General features: G+C 36.5%; 19 protein-coding genes. 17 read left to right on the forward strand and 2 right to left on the reverse strand.

Annotated elements, in window-relative coordinates; translation table 11 throughout:
• Positions 1-67: 67 nt before the first annotated feature.
• Positions 68-745: a Crp/Fnr family transcriptional regulator gene (locus H599_RS0109260; protein ID WP_026713879.1), complete on the forward strand. Its 678-nt coding sequence runs from the start codon at positions 68-70 to the stop codon at positions 743-745.
• Positions 746-825: 80 nt separating this feature from the next.
• Here the strand turns inward: H599_RS0109260 and H599_RS19420 are convergent, their stop codons facing one another.
• Positions 826-1,284 (reverse strand): DNA adenine methylase, encoded by a 459-nt coding sequence (locus H599_RS19420; protein ID WP_051590694.1) that lies wholly within the window; start codon positions 1,282-1,284, stop codon positions 826-828.
• A 204-nt stretch (positions 1,285-1,488) separates the two neighbouring features.
• On the opposite strand from H599_RS19420, the gene H599_RS0109270 reads away from it, so the two are divergent.
• The 16 genes from H599_RS0109270 to H599_RS0109345 all read left to right on the forward strand — a co-directional run bounded on the left by H599_RS0109270 (position 1,489) and on the right by H599_RS0109345 (position 17,735).
• On the forward strand, positions 1,489-1,734 hold the full coding sequence (locus H599_RS0109270) for an AbrB/MazE/SpoVT family DNA-binding domain-containing protein (protein ID WP_026713880.1): 246 nt from the start codon (positions 1,489-1,491) through the stop codon (positions 1,732-1,734).
• The gene (locus tag H599_RS0109275) at positions 1,725-2,048 is read left to right on the forward strand and encodes a type II toxin-antitoxin system PemK/MazF family toxin (protein WP_026713881.1); all 324 of its coding nucleotides are present in this window, start codon (positions 1,725-1,727) and stop codon (positions 2,046-2,048) included. Before H599_RS0109270 ends, H599_RS0109275 begins: the two co-directional genes overlap by 10 nt.
• A 338-nt stretch (positions 2,049-2,386) precedes the next feature.
• Positions 2,387-3,148, forward strand: coding sequence for a DeoR/GlpR family DNA-binding transcription regulator (locus tag H599_RS0109280; protein WP_026713882.1), 762 nt, complete (start codon positions 2,387-2,389; stop codon positions 3,146-3,148).
• Between the two features lie 50 nt (positions 3,149-3,198).
• Positions 3,199-4,602, forward strand: a complete 1,404-nt coding sequence (locus H599_RS0109285) for an L-fucose/L-arabinose isomerase family protein (protein ID WP_035141388.1) — start codon at positions 3,199-3,201, stop codon at positions 4,600-4,602.
• Between the two features lie 11 nt (positions 4,603-4,613).
• Positions 4,614-5,450 (forward strand): transketolase, encoded by an 837-nt coding sequence (locus tag H599_RS0109290; RefSeq protein WP_026713884.1) that lies wholly within the window; start codon positions 4,614-4,616, stop codon positions 5,448-5,450.
• Positions 5,450-6,409, forward strand: a complete 960-nt coding sequence (locus H599_RS0109295) for a transketolase family protein (RefSeq protein ID WP_026713885.1) — start codon at positions 5,450-5,452, stop codon at positions 6,407-6,409. Before H599_RS0109290 ends, H599_RS0109295 begins: the two co-directional genes overlap by 1 nt.
• A 250-nt stretch (positions 6,410-6,659) precedes the next feature.
• Positions 6,660-7,580, forward strand: a complete 921-nt coding sequence (locus H599_RS0109300) for a D-ribose ABC transporter substrate-binding protein (RefSeq protein ID WP_026713886.1) — start codon at positions 6,660-6,662, stop codon at positions 7,578-7,580.
• A 2-nt stretch (positions 7,581-7,582) separates the two neighbouring features.
• Positions 7,583-8,197 (forward strand): DUF2291 domain-containing protein, encoded by a 615-nt coding sequence (locus tag H599_RS0109305; protein ID WP_026713887.1) that lies wholly within the window; start codon positions 7,583-7,585, stop codon positions 8,195-8,197.
• Between the two features lies 1 nt (position 8,198).
• Positions 8,199-9,689, forward strand: coding sequence for a sugar ABC transporter ATP-binding protein (locus H599_RS0109310; RefSeq protein WP_026713888.1), 1,491 nt, complete (start codon positions 8,199-8,201; stop codon positions 9,687-9,689).
• A gap of 2 nt (positions 9,690-9,691) precedes the next feature.
• The gene (locus H599_RS0109315; protein WP_026713889.1) at positions 9,692-10,666 is read left to right on the forward strand and encodes an ABC transporter permease; all 975 of its coding nucleotides are present in this window, start codon (positions 9,692-9,694) and stop codon (positions 10,664-10,666) included.
• Between the two features lie 216 nt (positions 10,667-10,882).
• The gene (locus tag H599_RS0109320) at positions 10,883-12,382 is read left to right on the forward strand and encodes an FGGY family carbohydrate kinase (RefSeq protein WP_035141395.1); all 1,500 of its coding nucleotides are present in this window, start codon (positions 10,883-10,885) and stop codon (positions 12,380-12,382) included.
• 167 nt (positions 12,383-12,549) lie between these two features.
• Complete coding sequence (locus H599_RS0109325; protein ID WP_026713891.1) at positions 12,550-13,344, forward strand: alpha/beta fold hydrolase; 795 nt, start codon at positions 12,550-12,552, stop codon at positions 13,342-13,344.
• 197 nt (positions 13,345-13,541) lie between these two features.
• Complete coding sequence (locus H599_RS0109330) at positions 13,542-13,961, forward strand: hypothetical protein (protein ID WP_155960767.1); 420 nt, start codon at positions 13,542-13,544, stop codon at positions 13,959-13,961.
• 790 nt (positions 13,962-14,751) lie between these two features.
• Positions 14,752-16,407 (forward strand): sensor histidine kinase, encoded by a 1,656-nt coding sequence (locus tag H599_RS0109335; protein WP_026713893.1) that lies wholly within the window; start codon positions 14,752-14,754, stop codon positions 16,405-16,407.
• Positions 16,404-17,036 carry a response regulator gene (locus tag H599_RS0109340; RefSeq protein WP_026713894.1) on the forward strand — a complete coding sequence of 211 codons (633 nt, stop codon included), beginning with the start codon at positions 16,404-16,406 and terminating at the stop codon, positions 17,034-17,036. Before H599_RS0109335 ends, H599_RS0109340 begins: the two co-directional genes overlap by 4 nt.
• Before the next feature lie 336 nt (positions 17,037-17,372).
• Positions 17,373-17,735, forward strand: coding sequence for a hypothetical protein (locus H599_RS0109345; RefSeq protein ID WP_026713895.1), 363 nt, complete (start codon positions 17,373-17,375; stop codon positions 17,733-17,735).
• An 83-nt stretch (positions 17,736-17,818) separates the two neighbouring features.
• On the opposite strand, the gene H599_RS0109350 is transcribed toward H599_RS0109345, so the two are convergent.
• Positions 17,819-19,006, reverse strand: coding sequence for a transglutaminase-like domain-containing protein (locus H599_RS0109350; RefSeq protein ID WP_026713896.1), 1,188 nt, complete (start codon positions 19,004-19,006; stop codon positions 17,819-17,821).
• Between the last annotated feature and the right edge of the window lie 321 nt (positions 19,007-19,327).

A 19,327-nucleotide genomic window follows, 5' to 3' on the forward strand; every position in this document is an offset into this window, starting at 1 on the left:
GCTTATAAAATATGATATATATCATATAAATGACTAATTTTGCAAATAATCAAATCATCCATTCAAAATGAGCAAATGCGAACAATGTATCGTTAGAGAATTCAGCTCCCTGAAAGCGCTAAACAAAGAGGAATTAGTAAAACTTGCCGAATGCAAGACCTCACGCTTAGTAAAAAAAGGAGAAGTGATCTTTGAAGAAGGCGAAAATGTCAATGGCATTTTTTGCATAAAAGACGGTGTTTGCAAATTGACCAAACTGAGTCCGAATGGGAAAGATCATATCGTAAAACTGGTAACCAAAGGAGAACTTTTAGGACAACGTTCGATGATAAGTGAAGAACCTGTCAACCTGAGTGCTGTAGCGCTTGAGGATATGCAGGTATGCTTTATCCCGAAAAGCGAAATCATGGGATTCTTTGACAAAAACAATCAGTTTTCTATGAATGTAATGAGAACCATTTGTGGTGACCTGAAAGATGCCGACAGCCAAATGGTAAACATGGCTCAAAAAACCGTAAAACAACGTCTGGCCGAAACCCTGCTCTATCTTCAGGATACCTTTGGCAAAAATGAAGACGGCAGCTTAAAAATTCAACTCACCCGTGACGAACTCGCCAGCATGATTGGTACCGCTACCGAAAGCTGTATTCGTTTATTATCTGATTTTAATAAATTAGGTTTAATCGAATTGAAAGCTAAAAAAATCACTCTTAAAAATATTCCTCAGCTTAAAAAGATGGTTTAAGGTTTTCTTCAATTACAAATAGACTAATAATATTAGTAGATTTGTAACTCAATTTCTAAAATAAATTATTGATATATAATTTATTTTCTTTCTTTAGTCTTTTTTAATTTAAAACTAGTAGGTATAAAATTATCCATAAGAGGTAGTATTAAGCTTTCACTAAAAAACAGTAATTCTTTTCCTTCTCTCGACTCGAATGCTGAATGATTAAAACTATATTTTTTCATTCCATAATTACAATATAATTTTTCAATAAATTCATGGTCATCATATGACACAATCCATTTTGAATTTTCAAATTTTTTTATTTTATCACTCAACAATATATGATTTAAATCATTGTAATGGTTCATGTATAATGATTCTGCCTTTAAATAATATGGTGGATCAAAATAAAAAATAGTATTCGGAATTTCTAAGTTTTCTACTTTATCAATAAGTTCAATAGCGTCTAAATTGTAGAGAGAAATATAGTTTGAATAAGTTGAAATTAATTTTATTCTTGAAACAATTTCATCTTTATTAAAACGACAATCCATTTTATAGTTCCCTTTTTGCCCACCACTGGCGCTCGATTACATCGAGTGCCTACTTACATAAATAGATAAATCGTAGCGTTTGCAACGCGGTTCACTAAAAAATAATTCTTAAAAAAATATATCAATGCCATTGTAAAAACTTCATTCACAATTAGAAACTTCAAAATAAAGTAATAGCCTTGTACTTACAAAAAAAATATAGTTATGGATGTTTCAGTTATAGCAATAGGAAACTCAAAAGGAATAAGATTATCAAAAACTTTACTTGAAAAATACAATATCACAGATAAAGTGGAGCTTATTTTAGAAAAAGGTTATATCATTTTAAAACCAAAATCAAAACCCAGAACTGGTTGGGATAAATCATTTAAAAAAATGCATGAAAATAGCGATGATAAATTGCTGATTGATGATGTATTTGAAGACGAAAATCTTGAAGAATGGATTTAAAGCAATATCAAATCGTTCTGGTAAATCTCGATCCAACAATTGGAAGCAAAATGAAGAAAACGCGTCCAAGCGTTATAATTTCGCCAAACGAAATGAATAAGTATTTGCAGACAATTGTCATCGCACCTATGACCAGTAGTTCCAAAACTTATCCAACCAGGGTTGAAATCAATCCCGAGAAGAAAAAAGGCTGGATAGTTTTAGATCAAATCAGAACGATTGACAGGCAAAGAATAATTAAAATACTGGGAAATTTGACTGAAAAAGAAATCACAAAAGTCAAAGAAACTTTAAGAGAAACATTTGTTAACTGACAACACCTTGAAACAGCTCGCTCCTATGGAGCTTTCTTTACATCGATTCTTTTTTTCTACAAACATTTCACTCTTAACGGAGTTAGTCAAAGTCCCATCGGGACTTTCTGTTTATAGAAATAGAGGGTTTTTCGGGTTTTTAGCTCCGTAGGAGCGACCTGTTATTCTCAATTATTCGATAACAATCCATCAACAAAACCTGATTATTTTTTCGAATAATAAAATGGATTCTTAAAATTTAGCTCACTCTATCAAAAATTAACTTTTATTTTCTTTTTCTTTCGTTTATTTTCTTTTATATTTGTTTTTCACTAACACAAAAAAACAATACATAAAAAATGTTACCGAATCAACGAAGAGAAAAAATACTCGATTTATTAAAAGAAGACGGTTTTGCTAAGGTTATCGATTTAGCGCGTTTATTCAAAGTTACTGAAGTTACCATCCGTCAGGACCTTGAAAAATTAGAAAGTGAGGGGCTAATTTTAAAAGAACACGGAGGAGCAAGCATCAAAAACGTTGAAGATCAGGTAAGAAGCTTTTCGCTTCAGCGTCAGGAAAATTTAGAACAAAAATCGGCAATCGCTCAAAAATGTCTGGAATTTATTGAAAACGGAGACACCATCATTCTGGATTCCGGTTCGACAACCACTGAAATTGCAAAAAAACTTAAAGGAAACAAGCAATTAACAGTAATTACCAATGCGTTAAACATTGCTTTACTGTTAGGTACCGACCCTGACATTGAAGTGATTATGACAGGAGGCGAATTCAAACCGCCTACATTATCCTTAACCGGTCAAAAAGCCGCCGACTTCTTCAAAGGCTTAAATGTGCAAAAATTATTTTTGGCTACAGCGGGAATATCACTTAAATCAGGACTTACCTACCCAAGTATCAGCGATTTAGTAGTAAAAAAAGCCATGATTGAAGCAGCCGAGGTCACTTATTTGGTAGCCGACAGCACTAAAATTGGCAAAAGTGCTTTAGCCAGTTTGGGTGCCTTATCCCTAATTGATTACATCATTACCGATGGTAACATCGAAGAAAAACACAAAGAAGTATTCAGAGACAATGAAATAGAAGTCATTGTTTCCTGATTGAAATAAAAACAAAAAAATTAAAAAATAAAACTAAAGAATTCATAAAAATGGCAACATCAACATTAGGAGTAATTATAGGAAACAGAGATTTTTTCCCGGACAGTTTAGTAGAAAAAGCGAGAATTGAAATCATTGAAGTGTTTGAAAAATTAAACATCAAACCTATTTTATTAGACAGCAACGCTACCAAACTGGGCGGTGTCGAAACCTATAAAGAAGCACAAAAATGCGCGGATTTATTCAAAAAACACCAGGAAGAAATTATGGGAGTACTGGTGTTGCTTCCTAATTTCGGAGACGAAAAAGGTGTTGCCGACACTTTGAAATTAGCCAATTTAAATGTTCCGGTTTTAATTCAGGCCTATCCGGATGAATTGACTAAAATGAACGTAGTCAACCGTCGTGATTCCTGGTGTGGAAAAATTTCGGTTTGCAACAACTTATACCAGTACGGTATCAAATACTCATTGACAAGCCAGCATGTCATGAGCCCTTCTGACCCAATTTTCCAAAAAGACTTATTGGATTTCACTGCCGTTTGTCGTGTGGTAAAAGGGATGCGTAATGTTCGCATCGGTGCAATCGGCGCCAGACCGGGTGCTTTTAACACCGTTCGTTATTCTGAAAAAATATTACAAAGACACGGTATCAGCGTAACCACTTTCGACTTATCTGAAATCTTAGGAAAAGCCAATAAATTAACCGCTGAGGACGCCAAAGTAAAAGCACATTTAGAATCCATCAATGCCTACGTGGCTCAGGGCAAAACTCCAAACGAGGCGATGATTCAAATTGCCAAACTGGATGTGGTTTTAAAAGAATACATGGAAGAATACGCCCTTGATGCTACTGCTATCCAATGTTGGACTTCTTTACAGCAAAATTACGGTTGTAACGTATGTACCAGCATGAGTATCATGAGCGAAAACATGTTGCCAAGTGCCTGCGAAGTGGACGTAACAGGAACTTTGAGTATGTATGCGATGCAATTGGCTTCGGGGTCGCCAAGTGCTTTGGTGGACTGGAACAACAACTACGCCAACGATCCTGAAAAATGTGTGCTTTTCCACTGTGGCAACTGGGCAAAATCTTTCTTGCCGGATATTCAATTGAGTAATGCACCAATTTTAGGAACTTCTGTTGGGGTTGAAAACACTTATGGGGCTTTGGACGGAAGAACGCCAGCCATGCCATTAACTTATGGCCGCATCAGTACCGATGACCCAAAAGGAATTATCAAAGTGTACATTGGCGAAGGCGAATTGACCAACGACGAACTCAATACTTTTGGTAACCGAGCCGTAGCTCAAATTCCTGATTTACAAGGATTAATGCAATACGTTTGCAAAAACGGTTTCGAACACCACGTAGTAATGAATGCTTCCAAAACAGCTGCCATTCTGGAAGAAGCACTAGGAAACTACATGGGTTGGGAAGTTTACAAACACTAAAAACAATCAACATGCATATAGCTGAATTACAACGAAAATCCCTTGAGAACAGAAAAAAAGTGCTCAAATACATCTATAATGCGAAAGCGGGTCATACAGGAGGAAGTTTGTCTATTTTAGATATTCTGAATGTATTGTACAACGATGTGATGAATGTTTCTCCGGAAAATTTTCACTCGAACGACAGAGACCGATTCATACAAAGTAAAGGTCATAGCGTCGAAGCTTTGTATGTGGTTTTGGCCGACAAAGGATTCTTTCCTGAGAAAGATTTATTGACATTGTGCCAATATAACTCTCCTTACATTGGGCATCCTACCAAATCCATCCCGGGAATTGAACAAAACACCGGCGGATTAGGACATGGTTTGCCTATTTGTGCCGGAACAGCATTAGCTGCCAAAAAAGACAATTCTCCGGTAAAAGTTTTCACCATTTTAGGGGATGGTGAAATGGCAGAAGGTTCCAATTGGGAAGCGATGATGTTTGCAGCTCATTACAATCTGGATAACCTTTGCGCGATTTTAGATTACAACAAACTCCAAATTACCGCAGCCAATGAAGATGTATTAGGTTTAGAACCTATCGATAAAAAACTGGAATCCTTTGGCTGGGCCGTAAAACATGTAGACGGACATAATATTGAAAAACTCTCTCAAACCCTGAAAGGACTGCCATTGGAAAAAGGAAAACCAAGCTTTATCATAGCGCATACCACCAAAGGAAAAGGAATCAGCTATATGGAAAATGTCCTGAAATGGCACCACGGCGTACCTTCGGAAGAGCAATACCAACTGGCTATGGATGAATTAGACAAGCAATTACAAGAACTTGAAACTAAGGAATAATGGAAGAAACAAAAACAACTGCAACAGCTAATTTAGAAGTTTTTTCAGAAGTACTTCAAAATTTAGCTGCCAGCGATAAAGATATAATGGTCGTAACTAGCGATTCTCGTGGCTCGGGAAAACTAGTGCCTTTTGGTCAAAAATATCCGGAACAAATTGTAGAAGTGGGTATTGCCGAGCAAAATCTGGTAGGTGTTGCCACCGGATTAGCCAGCATGGGCAAAAAGGCCTTTGCGGTCTCCCCTGCCTGCTTCCTGACCGCCAGAGCTTTGGAACAAATAAAAAACGACGTCGCTTATTCAGACAATCCGGTAAAATTAATAGGAATCAGTGCCGGAGTGAGCTACGGAGCTTTGGGAACTACCCACCACAGTTTGCACGATTATGCGGTTTTGAGAGCTATAAATAACATCACTGTTGTGGCTCCTGCCGATAATTTTGAAACCGCCGAAGCCATTAAAGCAGCCGCCGAAATGAAAAGTCCGGTTTACCTGCGTTTCGGTAAAAAAACCATGCCGGTAAACCTAAGTTCCAATACGACAGATTTCAAAATCGGGAAAGGACGCGTTATTCAGGAAGGAACTGATTTAACTTTTGTGGCTACCGGAGAAGCCGTTTTACCTTGTGTAGAAGCTGCTAAATTATTGAAAAAAGAACACAATATTTCCTGTAAAATTGTGAGTATTCATACAATAAAACCATTAGATAACGAACTTTTATTAGCTTCAGCAGCCAACGGAAAACCAATTATTACCGTTGAAGAACATTCCATTTACGGCGGTTTAGGCGAAGCTGTGGCTTCTTTATTGTTCCAAAATGGTTTTAGCAATAAATTTAAAATTGTAGGCTTACCGGACGACCACACGGTTTCGGGTTCACAAATTGAAATATTCAACCATTATGGTATCTCAGCTGAAGGATTAAAAAACACCGCGTTAAACATAATAAAACGTGATTAAAATTAGTAAAAACGTCAGTTCGAGTATTTTTTGTGTAGTGCAACGGAACAAAAAATGTCCCGATAGCTATCGGGACGAGAACCGTTTTTAATGACATTTTTCTTGTTCTCGATACTATTTTCTTCCCTACGCTTTCCTTCGGAAAAAAATCACTCGAACTGACAAAAATGATCATCAAAAACAAATTGCTACAAAAGTATAAACCAATATTAACCAACCAAGACCATTGAAAACCAATAAAAAGTTAGCTATGAAAATAAAACAGCTTTCGCTGCTCCTCCTGACTTTGATTTTAGTGTTTGGCTGTTCTTCAAAAGACAAAAACGAAAAACCTAAAATAGCAGTTGTAGTATCTACTCTCAACAATCCCTGGTTTGTAATGCTGGCCGAATCGGCAGCAAAAAATGCTGAAAAATTAGGCTATGAAGCCAAAATATTTGATTCGCAAAACAATCCGGCGGTAGAATCAGACAATTTTGAAAATTTGATTTCCTCAGGTTACGATGCCATTTTATTGAACCCAACCGATTCTGACGGTTCTATTTCGAATGTTCTGAAAGCCAAAACGGCCGGAATCCCGGTTTTTTGTATGGATCGTGAAATCAATGCCGATGATGCGGCTACCAGCCAAATTCTTTCGGACAATTATTCTGGCTGTGTTTCTATCGGAATTGAGTTTGTGAAAGAATTGAAAGAAAAAGGAAATTATGTGGAAATACTAGGCTTAGTGGGCGACAACAACACCTGGGCACGTTCGGGCGGATTTCATTCAGTGGTGGATAAATTCCCAAATTTGAAAATGGTAGCACAACAAAGTGGCAATTTCGACCGTAACAAAGCCATGGAAGTATTAGAAACTATCATGCAGGCTAATCCGGACATTGATGCCGTTTTTTGTGGCAACGATGCCATGGCTATGGGCGCTTTCCAGGCCTTACAGGCAGCCGGAAAAGCGTATAAAGTTAAAATTTTCGGTTTTGACGGAGCCAGCGATGTCATTGAAAAAATCCGTGAAAAGAAAATTGTAGCTACCGGCATGCAATTCCCGAAAGTAATGGCCGAAACAGCAGCACAATATGCCGATGAATACTTTAAAGGAAGACGCATTTTTCCGCAAAGAGTTCCGGTTGAAGTTGAGTTGGTCAACGCGTCAAACATTAAAGACTATTAAGCATGAAAAAAAAGTATGTAATTCTTTTAGTTCTTTTACTGCTGGCAGTTTTGGGCTATAATTCGGTTTATTTCAAAAAATTAAGCGATGTTAAAAACGCTAACAAAGAAGATTTTAATTTCAAGGCTTACGCCGATTCCATTTATTACAAAGGCATTTTAAAAAGCAAAAAAAATATTGCCCTGACGGATTTAATAGCCATGGTACAAAGCAATCCGGAAACAGCTTTCAAAAAATACGGAAACCGTTTGGGAATAGGAAATTCAGCTTATTTTATGATTCAGAGTACCGGAAAAATCATCGACATCAAAGACGGATTGTACACCATTGCTGATGCAAAAAACGGCGTGATTTATATTGATACCAAATACATTTTCGGAAACGCCATCCGTGATGCTTCCGGTTTGGTAAAACTAACCGATTTTAAAACCAATGCGCAGTTTAACAAAGTTTCCGAATCCATAAATGATATCATCCGAAACGAGGTCATCCCGAATGAAATCAAAAAAGTAGGCATTGGCGACAGTGTTTCCTTTTCGGGAGCCATCAAACTGAGCAAAAAACAAAGTTTATTCAAAGACATTACCGTAATTCCATCTCAAATAAAACGTCAGTAAGTTGTTAGAAGCAGTTAATATATCCAAAGAATTCCCGGGCGTAAAAGTGCTGAATCAGGTAAATTTTAAATTTTACCCGGCTCAGGTGAACGCTATTTTAGGAGAAAACGGTGCGGGTAAATCGACGCTGTTAAAAATCCTTACCGGCGAATATACCGAATACGAAGGCGAAATTAAATTAGACGGAGAAACCGTTCGCTTTTCAAATATCAAAGAAGCACAAAATGCCGGAATTGCTATTATTCATCAGGAATTAAACCTGATTCCGGAATTGAATGTAACCCAAAACTTATTTTTAGGAAGAGAAATCAAAACCGCTTTCGGACTTTTGGATACCCCAAAAATGGAAGCCGAAGCCCAAATTATTTTCGATAAAATACAATTGCACGTCAGCCCGAAAACCTTGGTACAAAAACTAAAAGTGGGCGAACAGCAATTGGTAGAAATTGCCAAAGCGTTATTGTCCAATGCCGAAATAATTTTGATGGACGAACCTACCTCGGCCCTGAGTGATAAGGAAATTGACAATTTACACCGCATCATCGCCCAGTTAAAAACCGAAAATAAAACCATCGTGTATATTTCCCATAAAATGGACGAATTGTTCCGCATTGCCGAACGTTACACCGTTTTAAGAGACGGAAATACCATCGATGCCGGCGAAATGAAAGCCACTACCGAACAGGATTTGATTCGGAAAATGGTAGGTCGTGAAGTGCTTATCGAAAAGAAAACTTCCGAAAACCATTTTGAAGATGCTATTTTAAAAGTAAATAACCTCAACCTCATCAATCCGAATAATAAAAGTCGAAAATTACTTCAGGACATTTCTTTTGAATTAAAAAAAGGAGAAATTCTGGGGATTTTTGGTCTGATGGGCGCCGGAAGAACGGAACTCTTGGAAACTATTTTTGGGATGCATCCTGCCAACAGCGAATTTGATATCGAAATTAATGGCTGCCAAAGCATTCATAAAAAACCAAAAAGCGCTATCGAAAACGGACTGGCTTTTGTAACCGAAGACCGCAAAACCGAAGGTTTGGTTTTAGGAATGGATATTTCGTCCAATATCAGCCTGACGAATTTAAAGGCTTTAGGACTTTTGAACAATACAAAAGATAAGGCTTCCGCCAAAGATTATATTGAAAAACTACGCATTAAAACACCTTCCGAAACGCAATTGTGCCAAAACCTGAGCGGCGGAAACCAGCAAAAAGTAGTTTTGGCAAAATGGCTCGCAACCAATCCGCAAATTTTAATGATGGATGAGCCAACACGCGGTATTGATATTAATGCCAAAAACGAAATTTACAATCTGATAAAAGAGCTCGCAGCCAACCAAATGAGTATTCTTTTAGTTTCCTCTGAAATTCCCGAAATCCTCGCGCTTTCGGATCGGATTTTAGTCATGGCCGAAGGAAAAATCAAAGCTTCCTATTTAGCCGCAGAAGCCAACGAAGACAAATTATTAAAATCAGCCTTACCTGAATAATTATGAACATAGCTATTAACCACCCGATTATCAAAAAATCGCAATCATTGATTGCCTTATTTCTCCTGTGTTTATTCATTAGTCTGCTTTCAGACAAATTCATGACCAGCACCAATCTTTGGAATGTCTTGCGACAAATTTCTGTGAATGTGTGCATTTCGGTCGGAATGACTTTAGTGGTTTTGATGGCCGGAATTGACTTATCCGTAGGTTCGGTTTTAGGACTTTCGGCAGCCGTTTGTGCCGGTTTATTAAAAAGCGGACTTTCCTTTGAATCCTTAGATTTATTTGTAGGATTTACGGTTTTAGGCGCTATTTTGGCCGCCATGCTTATCGGTATGCTGCTGGGTTTATTCAATGGCTGGGTCATTACCAAATTTGCCATTCCGCCCTTTGTCGCAACCTTGGCAATGCTTACCATTGCCCGCGGTTTGACCATGTTATATACCGAAGGAATTCCGATTTCAAACTTAGGTCCAAAATTCGAATTTATCGGTTCAGGCTGGATTTTAGGCATTCCTGTTCCGGTTTGGATTTCGCTGATTATAGTTTTAATTGTGGTCTTTCTAACCAATAAAACCGCTTTCGGACGCTATATTTATGCTATTGGTGGAAATGAAAAAGCCGCTTTTTTATCGGGAATTAATATCAATAAAATCAAACTGGCAGTTTACGGAATTGCCGGAATGATGGCAGCTGTTGGCGGAGTTTTGGTTACTTCCAGATTAAACTCGGCCCAACCTAATGCCGGTATGAGTTACGAACTGGATTCTATCGCAGCGGTAGTTATCGGAGGGACTTCCCTTTCCGGCGGTGTAGGAACCGTTACCGGAACTGTTATTGGTGCCATCATCATCGGAGTCCTGAACAACGGATTGGTTTTACTGGATGTTTCGCCTTTTTGGCAACAGGTTGTAAAAGGTATCGTAATTTTATTAGCGGTGATTATTGATAAAATGAATCAGAAAAATAAGTAAATCTAAAAAACAACCTAAGTTTAAAATAATAGAACAAATAACACACCCCTAACCCCTCTCAAGAGGGGAACCGCTCAGGTTTTCAAGTCACAACTCCCTCCTTGAGGAGGGTTAGGGAGGTGTAATAATTTACCATTAAGAAATTAAGAAGTATTAAACCTAAATTTTCTTAATTTCTTAATGGTTTTAAAAAAAGCTTCTTGTCAAATTATACAAATGAAAAAATATATACTTGCCATAGACCAGGGCACGAGCAGTACCAAAACCATACTTTTTGACGAATCAGGTCAGGCTGCTGCCAAAGGCTGCGTGGACTTAAAAACCAATTATTTTGACAATGGTTTTGTGGAGCAAAATCCGGAAGACATTTATCAAAACGTACTGGATTCGGTAACCGCATGTTTAAAGGATTTCACCCAAAAAGGCTTTGACATTCAGGATATTGTTTCCTGCGGTATCAGCAATCAGAGAGAAACTTTTGTGCTTTGGGACGAAAACGGAAAACCGCTGGCTCCAGCTGTGGTTTGGGCCTGCAAACGTTCGATTGGCGTTTGTAATGAGTTGATAGCAAAAGGACAAAACGATTGGATCAAAGCCAAAACAGGTTTGTTGTTAGACCCTTATTTTTCCGGAACCAAATTACTTTGGCTACTGGAAAATGACGCCGATTTAAAGCAAAAAGTAAGCAATAGCGAAGTGTATTTTGGAACTGTTGATTGTTGGATTTTGTACAAATTGACGCATGGAGCCCAATTCAAAACCGACTATACCAATGCATCAAGAACCTTACTGTTTAATATTCATAGTTTAGAATGGGACAGCGAAATCCTGGAAAAATGGGGATTATCTAATTTGAATTTGCCCTTGGCCTGCCCTTCTTCGCATCATTTTGCGACCATCGACTGGGGCTCTATTTTAAATTTAAAAGAATTTTTCTCCATCCCGATGACGGCCTTAATTGGCGATTCGCATGCGGCGACTTTTGGGGAAGGTTGTTTTGAAAAAGGAACTGCCAAAGTCACTTTAGGAACCGGAAGTTCGATTATGATGAACATTGGCAACAAAGCCGTTTTATCCAATTCCGGAATGTTGACCACGATTTGCTGGAGTACCAAAGACCGTGTAGATTATGCTTTGGAAGGCGCTATTGTTTCCTGTGGTTCTACGATTGAATGGCTAAAAAACGAATTGCAATTGTTCTCTTCTCCTTCTGAAACCGAGGCTATGGCAACAGCAATTGCTGACAATGCCGGCGTGTATCTGATTCCTGCCTTTAGCGGATTAGGCGCACCACACTGGCAAATGAGCCGAAAAGCCTCTATTGAAGGCATGACTTTTGGCACTACTAAAAATCATATCGTGAGAGCTGCTCTGGAAAGTATTCCGTACCAAATTAAGGATGTGGTGCAGGCCATGGAACAAGACATGCAGGCGGCTTTAAAATCCATTTCAGTCAATGGAGGTATGACCAAAAACGAATTTGTGATTCACTTTCTGGCTGATTTGCTGGGTATTCCATTGAACAAACAACGCAATCCTGATGTTTCTGCCTTAGGAGCTGCTTATCTATCGGGATTAAAAAGTGGTGTTTATGAGAGTATCTCCCAACTTGCTACAATTAACAAAGCACAGACAGAGCAGGTTTTAGCCAACACAACTAATGATTTACCAACTAATGGTTATCAGGGTTGGAAAGAAAAGATTGCCAGATTGTAGTTCCGAAATCTCGGGACATAAAATAAATAGTATCAATTTACAGCCGCTTTAAAAGCGGCTGTTTTTGTGTATGTAAGAAATATTCTTATTTTTGTATTGCGCTATTTAGTGTTGACGATTTTTACGTTGGCTTCATGCAACAACAAAACAGAAAATACAGCTAAAATATGACAGCAAGAAGCAACAGTTTGACTTTTAAAAATGGATATTCTGAAGTGAATGGTCTGAAAATGTATTATGAAATCCACGGACAGGGAAAGCCTATTGTTTTAATTCACGGTGGTGGTTCAACAATTCTGACCAATTTTGAGAAAATCATTCCGCTACTTGCTAAAAACAGACAAGTAATTGCTGTTGAACTTCAGGCTCACGGACGTACAAATGACCGAAATGCGGACCTATCATTTGAACAGGACGCAGACGATGTTGCCAAATTTCTTAAAAATTTAAACATTGCTAAAGCAGACTTTTTGGGCTTTAGCAATGGTGGGACAACTACATTACAAATCGCTATTCGCCACCCTGAAGCAGTTAACAAAATAATTTTAGCTTCAGCACTTGCCAAGCGAAACGGAGTTCCTGAATGGTTTTGGGAATTTATGGAAAATGCCAAATTGGAAAACATGCCCGAACTTTTAAAAGTGGGCTACAAAAAAGTAGCCGCAGATGCCAATGGTTTACAAGTTATGCACGACAGAGATGCCAAGAGAATGCTAAACTTCAAAGACATTCCGGACGAGCAAATTAAATCTATTAAAGCACCTACTTTAATCATTATTGGCGACAAAGACATTATCACTCCGGAACACGCTATTGAATTGCACAGACAAATTGAAAACGCTGAATTAGCAATAATTCCGGGTGGACACGGACAATATATTGGAGAAATTACAACAATAACAGCTGATTTTAAGGAAAGTGAGCTTGTAATTCCAATGATTGAAAAATTCCTAAATAAATAATACTTAAAAATACGAACAGAAAAAGGGCGAACTGCTAATCAACAACTTAATCAACTAAAAAACAGCTCCGTATCGTTTTTTTCATTAATTTACTACTTGTATTCAAGTCCTTATTTTTTTTGGGAAATTCGGAAAATAAATACATCAGAGTAGCCGAAAACTGCATATTGAAAGAGTAGGCATTAATTATTTAGGTCATGAAAAAAATGCTACTTTCGCTATCGATGGTGTTTTTCATTCTAAATTCATTTGGTCAAACACCAACTACTCCACTTTCAAAAGATTATTATTTAGAAAAAAGTAAAAAACAAAAAAAGACAGCCTGGATGATACTGGGAAGCGGTTTAGGATTAGCTGCTATTGGCGGTCTTGTCCAATTAAGCAATTCAAACCAAACGTCTTATGGTTCAGGATTCGATTTTGATTTTACCGGAGCCTATATTGCTATTGGAGGAGGTGTTGTGTCTCTGGCAAGTATTCCTTGCTTTGTGAATGCTTCAAAAAACAAAAAATTAGCTGTAGCCATAAGCATTGACAATCAAAATATACTTTTTCCTCAAGGCTATGATGTAGCTTTTAAAAAACAAGCTTCACTTAGTTTAAAAATAGATTTTTAACACTTAATGGCTATCGTTTACAAAGCGGTACATGAAAAACAATACTCCCACTGGCGCTCGTTTGCAACGAGTGTCTACTTACAATAAAAGACAAATCGTAGCATTTGTAATGCGGTACACTAAAAAATCTTGTAACCTATATTAAATCTGACAGGTTTATAAAACCTGTCAGATTTGGTTTCTGACACCTTTGTGAGAAAATCATAACGATACATTTTTTACTTTCCCTATAACCTCATGTCATTAAATTTAAGGAATTTAATTATTTTATTTTCACGCAGATTTATGCAGATTTGCGCAGAAAATGATAAAAAAATCTGCCAAATCTGCGTGCGATTTTTTCCCTCTCTGGCGCTCGTTTGCAACGAGTGCCAACTTACATTAAAAAACAAATCGTAGCATTTGTAATGCGGTAAACTAAAAAATCTTGATGAGATGCTTCCTTCGTCAGCATGACAAGATTGTGAGAAAGTATTAATCTTGAAAATTTCACTTATAAAAAGTCAAATCAATAGCATTAAGACTAAAAACTTCATATTCATATTCATTTTCACGCAGATTCATAGAGATTTACGCAGATTTACGCAGAAAATAAAAAAAAATCTGCCGAATCTGCGTGCCATCATTTTTTTATGGTTCAATAAAAACTTCCTTCGTCAGCAGGACAAGTTTGCGGTTAAATCCAATCAATGATTCAGTATTTCCGGAAAATTCAGCCGAACTGATGCTTTAAAGTTTCTTTTAAATCGGCAAACCAAGTATATTTACATCAATTAAAAAAAGGAAAAACATGCACATCAAAACACTAATCCTGATTATCATTAATAGTTTAATCGCATTGGTCATTGGATTATTGTCTTTTTCGTCTTATCAGCAGTTTTCGGATGTGTTGAACGATCGTATTTTGCTGCAATTGAATTCGATTAAAACACTCAAACAAAACCAGATTGAACATTTATTAAAATCAGAATGGGAACGATTCGAAGCTTCGGATTGGCACAACCAAAATATTGACACTTCCCTATTAAAACTTCCGGACAGCATTAAAAACAGTACCGGAATTTACGATTTGACTCCTTACCATAAAGCTAAAAAAACAACCATTGCTTTTATCTCCCATTCGAAAAGGGGTACAATAATTAAAATTTTAGATTACAACAAAATCAGAAATATACTTCTGGAACGCACCGGTATGGGCGACAGTGGTGAATCTTATCTGGTGGGCGAAGATTTCCGGATGCGTTCGCAATCCCGTTTTTATCCCAATAAAATTCCTTACACCATAACTGTAAAAACGAAAGGGGTGAACAATGCATTTAAAGGAATAAACGGCAGAGGTGTTTTTAAAGATTACAGGGGAATTGATGTGTATAGCGTGTACAGCCTCATCAAAATTCGGAATTTAAAATTGGTTATCCTTTCTGAAATGGATGTCGATGAAGTTACAATTCCGTTACAAGAGTTGAAGGAAAGACTTCTTTTTTTAACGCTTGCCATATTTTTACTGGCGGTGATGCTTTCTCTTTTTTTGATACGAATTATTACCAATCCTATTAAGAATATGCAAAAAAGCCTCCGAATTATGGCGGAAGGTGACTATAATCAAACCAATCAATTTATCAAAAATTCCAGCGAAATCAAAGAAATGTTTGATGCGTTAGACAATTTGAAAGCTTCTTTGCAAGGCGCGGTAAAATTCTCGGATGACATTGGTAAAATGAATTTAAATACCGATTTTAAACCTAAAAGTCCGAATGATTTATTGGGAAAAAGCCTTTTGACAATGAGAGACAAGCTCATTGAGTTTAGAAATAAGGAAGAAAATACCCGAATACAATCCAAACGAATGTTAGTAAACGGTTTAGAAAATGAAAGACGCCGCCTGGCGCGCGAGCTTCATGATGGTGTGGGTCCGTATTTAACTTCTTTGAAACACTACATTGAAAACAGAGTGGAAAATGAAGTTAAAAAAACAGAAATGAAAAAAATAGTAGATGCTACTATTTCTGAAATCAGACTGATGTCCAATGCCTTGATGCCGGCTTCTATAGACGATTTTGGAATTGGTGTTACCCTGACAAATTTTATCGAAAGTCTGAAAAAATCGACAACGGTAATTATTGAATATGAAGATTTAACCCGTCAGGAAGGTTCTAATATTACCAACCAACAGGCGATTAATCTTTTTAGAATTTGCCAGGAATTAATTAATAATTCTTTAAAACATGCTAAAGCAAAAAACATTCGAATTACCCTTTCAGAATTTGACGAATTTATCTCTCTGTTTTATTTTGATGATGGAATTGGGTTTGATATCAATACCGTTAAATTAGGTTTAGGAATTATTAACATCAGAGAACGTGTAGAAATTTGCAATGGTACCATTATCATCAATGCAAATTCAGGAAACAGCAGTTTTGAAATTGAATTACCTATAGAATTATGACAGAAATTAAACTAATAATAGCCGATGATCATGAGCTTTTTAGAAACGGACTCGCTGAGCTGCTAAGAAAACATGACGACATCCAAATCGTGAAAAGTGTTGGGGATGGTGTGGAATTTATGGAGCTTGTAAAGAGTCAATTTGATGCTGATATTGTATTACTGGACATCACCATGCCCAATAGGGATGGTTTTGAAGTTTTAAAACAGTTAAAAACCTTAAATTCCAACATAAAACCTATTGTAATTTCCATGCACGATGATGGAAATTATATTGCTAAATGTGCAAAAATGGGCGCTTACGGCTACCTGCTAAAAAATACCGATGAAGCTGAATTAATCTTAGCAATCAGAAGTATTCATAAGGGGAAAAAATATTTTAGTGCTGAAATTTCAGAAAAAATGATCAACTTTATGTCGGAACAAAGCATCAGTGAGAATATTTTGTCCAATAAAGAAACCGAAGTTTTAGGCTTAATTGCCAAGGGCTTAACCACAAAAGAAATTGCCACAAAATTATTTGTGAGTTCCCGTACCATAGAAACCCATCGCGCTAATATTTTGAAAAAGTTAGAGGTAAAAAACACCGCCGAACTCATTAAAAAAGCAGCAAAAATGAATTTAATTTAATCTATTAAAAATACACTCTTGGGTAAAATTGTTTTCCAACATTAAATTTTCGTCAGTTCGAGTAATCCCGTTTTTGGACGGGATTGTATCGAGAACAAGAAAATTTAGTGTCGAAAACGGTTCTCGTCCCGATAACTATCGGGACATTTTTTGTTCCGTCCCGAAGTGTCGGGATTATACAAAAAACAATCGAACTGACGTTTTTAATAATTTCATCTAATCGCAACAAAACAACAATATCCGTATAAATACGGATGCGAATTGAGTAAATTCACATAACCCTAAAAGCCTGTTACTGAATGTAATTTTGTATAAAACAATAAAAAAGTAATAGTCATGAAAAAAATAGCATTAATTTTAGGATTCTTAGTAATTTCCTTAAGCGCCTTTGCACAAGAAAAAAATAATGTAAAACAAAATGATTTAAAAGGTCCGGCTTTTAAAAATTTTAAATCCTGGATGCACAAAGCCGTGCCAACAAAAGTATATTCAGAAAGTAATAAAGTAGCTCTTCAGGGACCTGCATACAAAAACCAAAAGCCAGGAAAAATCACTTCTAAAGAAAATTTGGTTCTGGTGCAAACTACAGGTTCTGAAAGACAACAATTAACAGGACCGGCTTACAAAAATCATGGCCCTTGGAACAACACTTCAAAACAAGAAATGGTTGCTTTGGAAACAGTTGGTGATGAAAAATAAAAGTTAACTGAATCAGTATAAGAAACGAAAGAGGCTGTTCGAAAATTACTTTTCTGACAGCCTCATTTTTTTATCTCAACTGACTACTCTTGGTACAAATCAAATAGTTCTTCTTTATCTTTCACAGTAATATTACTGCGTTTTTCTTTTCCGTTATTATCTAAATAAACAAATTGGTACGTATTATTTTTTGTTACTTTAAACTTTAGAAACTTATTTAAATCGTCTATAGGCGAAGGAGAAAACCCAAAATCCAATTCTTTTCCTTCTTGAACTATAGCAACTTTTTCAGAAATCCGTTGTAATTTTTTATTCGATTTGTAAAGTTGTAAACTAATCCAAACCTCATCGGGTTTTAGATTTTCTAAGACTTTCTCTTTTTCATATAAATCAATGTAACGTTGCGTCACATTTTCGGCATGAATAGCTGTAGAAAGTGTATCCCATTCTAATCTAAAATAAGTTTCTTTCGGTTTATAAGAAGAAGCATAAATCCAGTGTCTTGGATTGGAAATATCAGCTCTTCCAGCATCGGCTAAAAACCAACTTTTATTCAAATCCTCCGGATAATATTCAGTAAAATACCATTGCCCATTCACCCATACTTCTACCCAGCTATGATTTCCTTTCATATTGGTCCACATAGGAGTACCCGCCATTCTAGCAGGAATTCCAACTGACCTGAACGCATCCACCAATAAAAAAGAAAGTCCGGTACAGGTAGCCATTTTTTCCTTTATAGATTGAAACGGACTGATATTTACAATGCTGCGATTCACATTATAATCAACCGATAAAACATTTCTGATGTTAGCAGTAACCGCTTTAATCGCTTCCCTAACGTTTTTACTATCTTTAACTAATGGCGAAAACTTTAAATAAAAATCATTTCTCCAGTTATCTCTGTTTTCATCAAAACAATAATATGGTAACACTTCATTTAAAAAAATAGAATCCGGTAATTTAGCACACCATGAAAATTCTTTTTTAACCTTATACGCACCATCAAGCTGATCTTTTATATAAGGAATGGATAAAGATTTTAAATCCCGTTCCGGCATATACGCAATAAGAAAAGAAGCTGCTTCATAATGATGCATCGGCACGGTATTTAAAAGATACTGCAAAGAATCCTTTCTGTCTCCGGATTTCTCTAAAGCAGTATGTAATAAAGCTTCGTATTTAGGTAAAAAAACGCGATTTTTAATTTGGCTGAACGCCAAAAAAGGAATAATGGTAAAGACGAGAACGAGGCAACTAATTTTTTTCATGTGTGTAAAAAAATATTTAGATATAAAAAATTAAATCTACTTTATATCTGATTATAGGATTTACGGACTATTGTTAGCTTTAAAAATTGAATTTTGAAAACTAAAATTAGCAAAAAACAATAGAATGATTAAAGAGAAATTTAAAAAAATGCTATATTTAACAGACACCAACCCCGCATTTAAGTGGTGATAGCGATGTAACATAATCAAGCTGTCTTAGGGAATTAGTAATTATTCACAGCTTAATTTTTTTTAGTAAAAAAATCAATATTCTTTAACGTGGAATCTTTAAATAATGTCCCTTTTATAAAATTAGGCTTT

This window comes from Flavobacterium daejeonense DSM 17708, assembly GCF_000425425.1.
GTDB lineage: Bacteria > Bacteroidota > Bacteroidia > Flavobacteriales > Flavobacteriaceae > Flavobacterium > Flavobacterium daejeonense.

Bases quoted from the DNA above. Each gene is read 5' to 3' on its own strand.
- H599_RS0109290 (WP_026713884.1), top strand. From the start codon at position 4,614: ATGCATATAGCTGAATTACAACGAAAATCCCTTGAGAACAGAAAAAAA.
- H599_RS0109300 (WP_026713886.1), top strand. From the start codon at position 6,660: ATGAAAATAAAACAGCTTTCGCTGCTCCTCCTGACTTTGATTTTAGTG.
- H599_RS0109305 (WP_026713887.1), top strand. From the start codon at position 7,583: ATGAAAAAAAAGTATGTAATTCTTTTAGTTCTTTTACTGCTGGCAGTT.
- H599_RS0109275 (WP_026713881.1), top strand. From the start codon at position 1,725: ATGGATTTAAAGCAATATCAAATCGTTCTGGTAAATCTCGATCCAACA.
- H599_RS0109260 (WP_026713879.1), top strand. From the start codon at position 68: ATGAGCAAATGCGAACAATGTATCGTTAGAGAATTCAGCTCCCTGAAA.
- H599_RS0109315 (WP_026713889.1), top strand. From the start codon at position 9,692: ATGAACATAGCTATTAACCACCCGATTATCAAAAAATCGCAATCATTG.
- H599_RS0109325 (WP_026713891.1), top strand. From the start codon at position 12,550: ATGACAGCAAGAAGCAACAGTTTGACTTTTAAAAATGGATATTCTGAA.
- H599_RS0109285 (WP_035141388.1), top strand. From the start codon at position 3,199: ATGGCAACATCAACATTAGGAGTAATTATAGGAAACAGAGATTTTTTC.
- H599_RS0109335 (WP_026713893.1), top strand. From the start codon at position 14,752: ATGCACATCAAAACACTAATCCTGATTATCATTAATAGTTTAATCGCA.
- H599_RS0109330 (WP_155960767.1), top strand. From the start codon at position 13,542: ATGAAAAAAATGCTACTTTCGCTATCGATGGTGTTTTTCATTCTAAAT.
- H599_RS0109320 (WP_035141395.1), top strand. From the start codon at position 10,883: ATGAAAAAATATATACTTGCCATAGACCAGGGCACGAGCAGTACCAAA.
- H599_RS0109350 (WP_026713896.1), bottom strand. From the start codon at position 19,006: ATGAAAAAAATTAGTTGCCTCGTTCTCGTCTTTACCATTATTCCTTTT.
- H599_RS0109280 (WP_026713882.1), top strand. From the start codon at position 2,387: ATGTTACCGAATCAACGAAGAGAAAAAATACTCGATTTATTAAAAGAA.
- H599_RS0109295 (WP_026713885.1), top strand. From the start codon at position 5,450: ATGGAAGAAACAAAAACAACTGCAACAGCTAATTTAGAAGTTTTTTCA.
- H599_RS0109345 (WP_026713895.1), top strand. From the start codon at position 17,373: ATGAAAAAAATAGCATTAATTTTAGGATTCTTAGTAATTTCCTTAAGC.
- H599_RS0109270 (WP_026713880.1), top strand. From the start codon at position 1,489: ATGGATGTTTCAGTTATAGCAATAGGAAACTCAAAAGGAATAAGATTA.
- H599_RS19420 (WP_051590694.1), bottom strand. From the start codon at position 1,284: ATGGATTGTCGTTTTAATAAAGATGAAATTGTTTCAAGAATAAAATTA.
- H599_RS0109340 (WP_026713894.1), top strand. From the start codon at position 16,404: ATGACAGAAATTAAACTAATAATAGCCGATGATCATGAGCTTTTTAGA.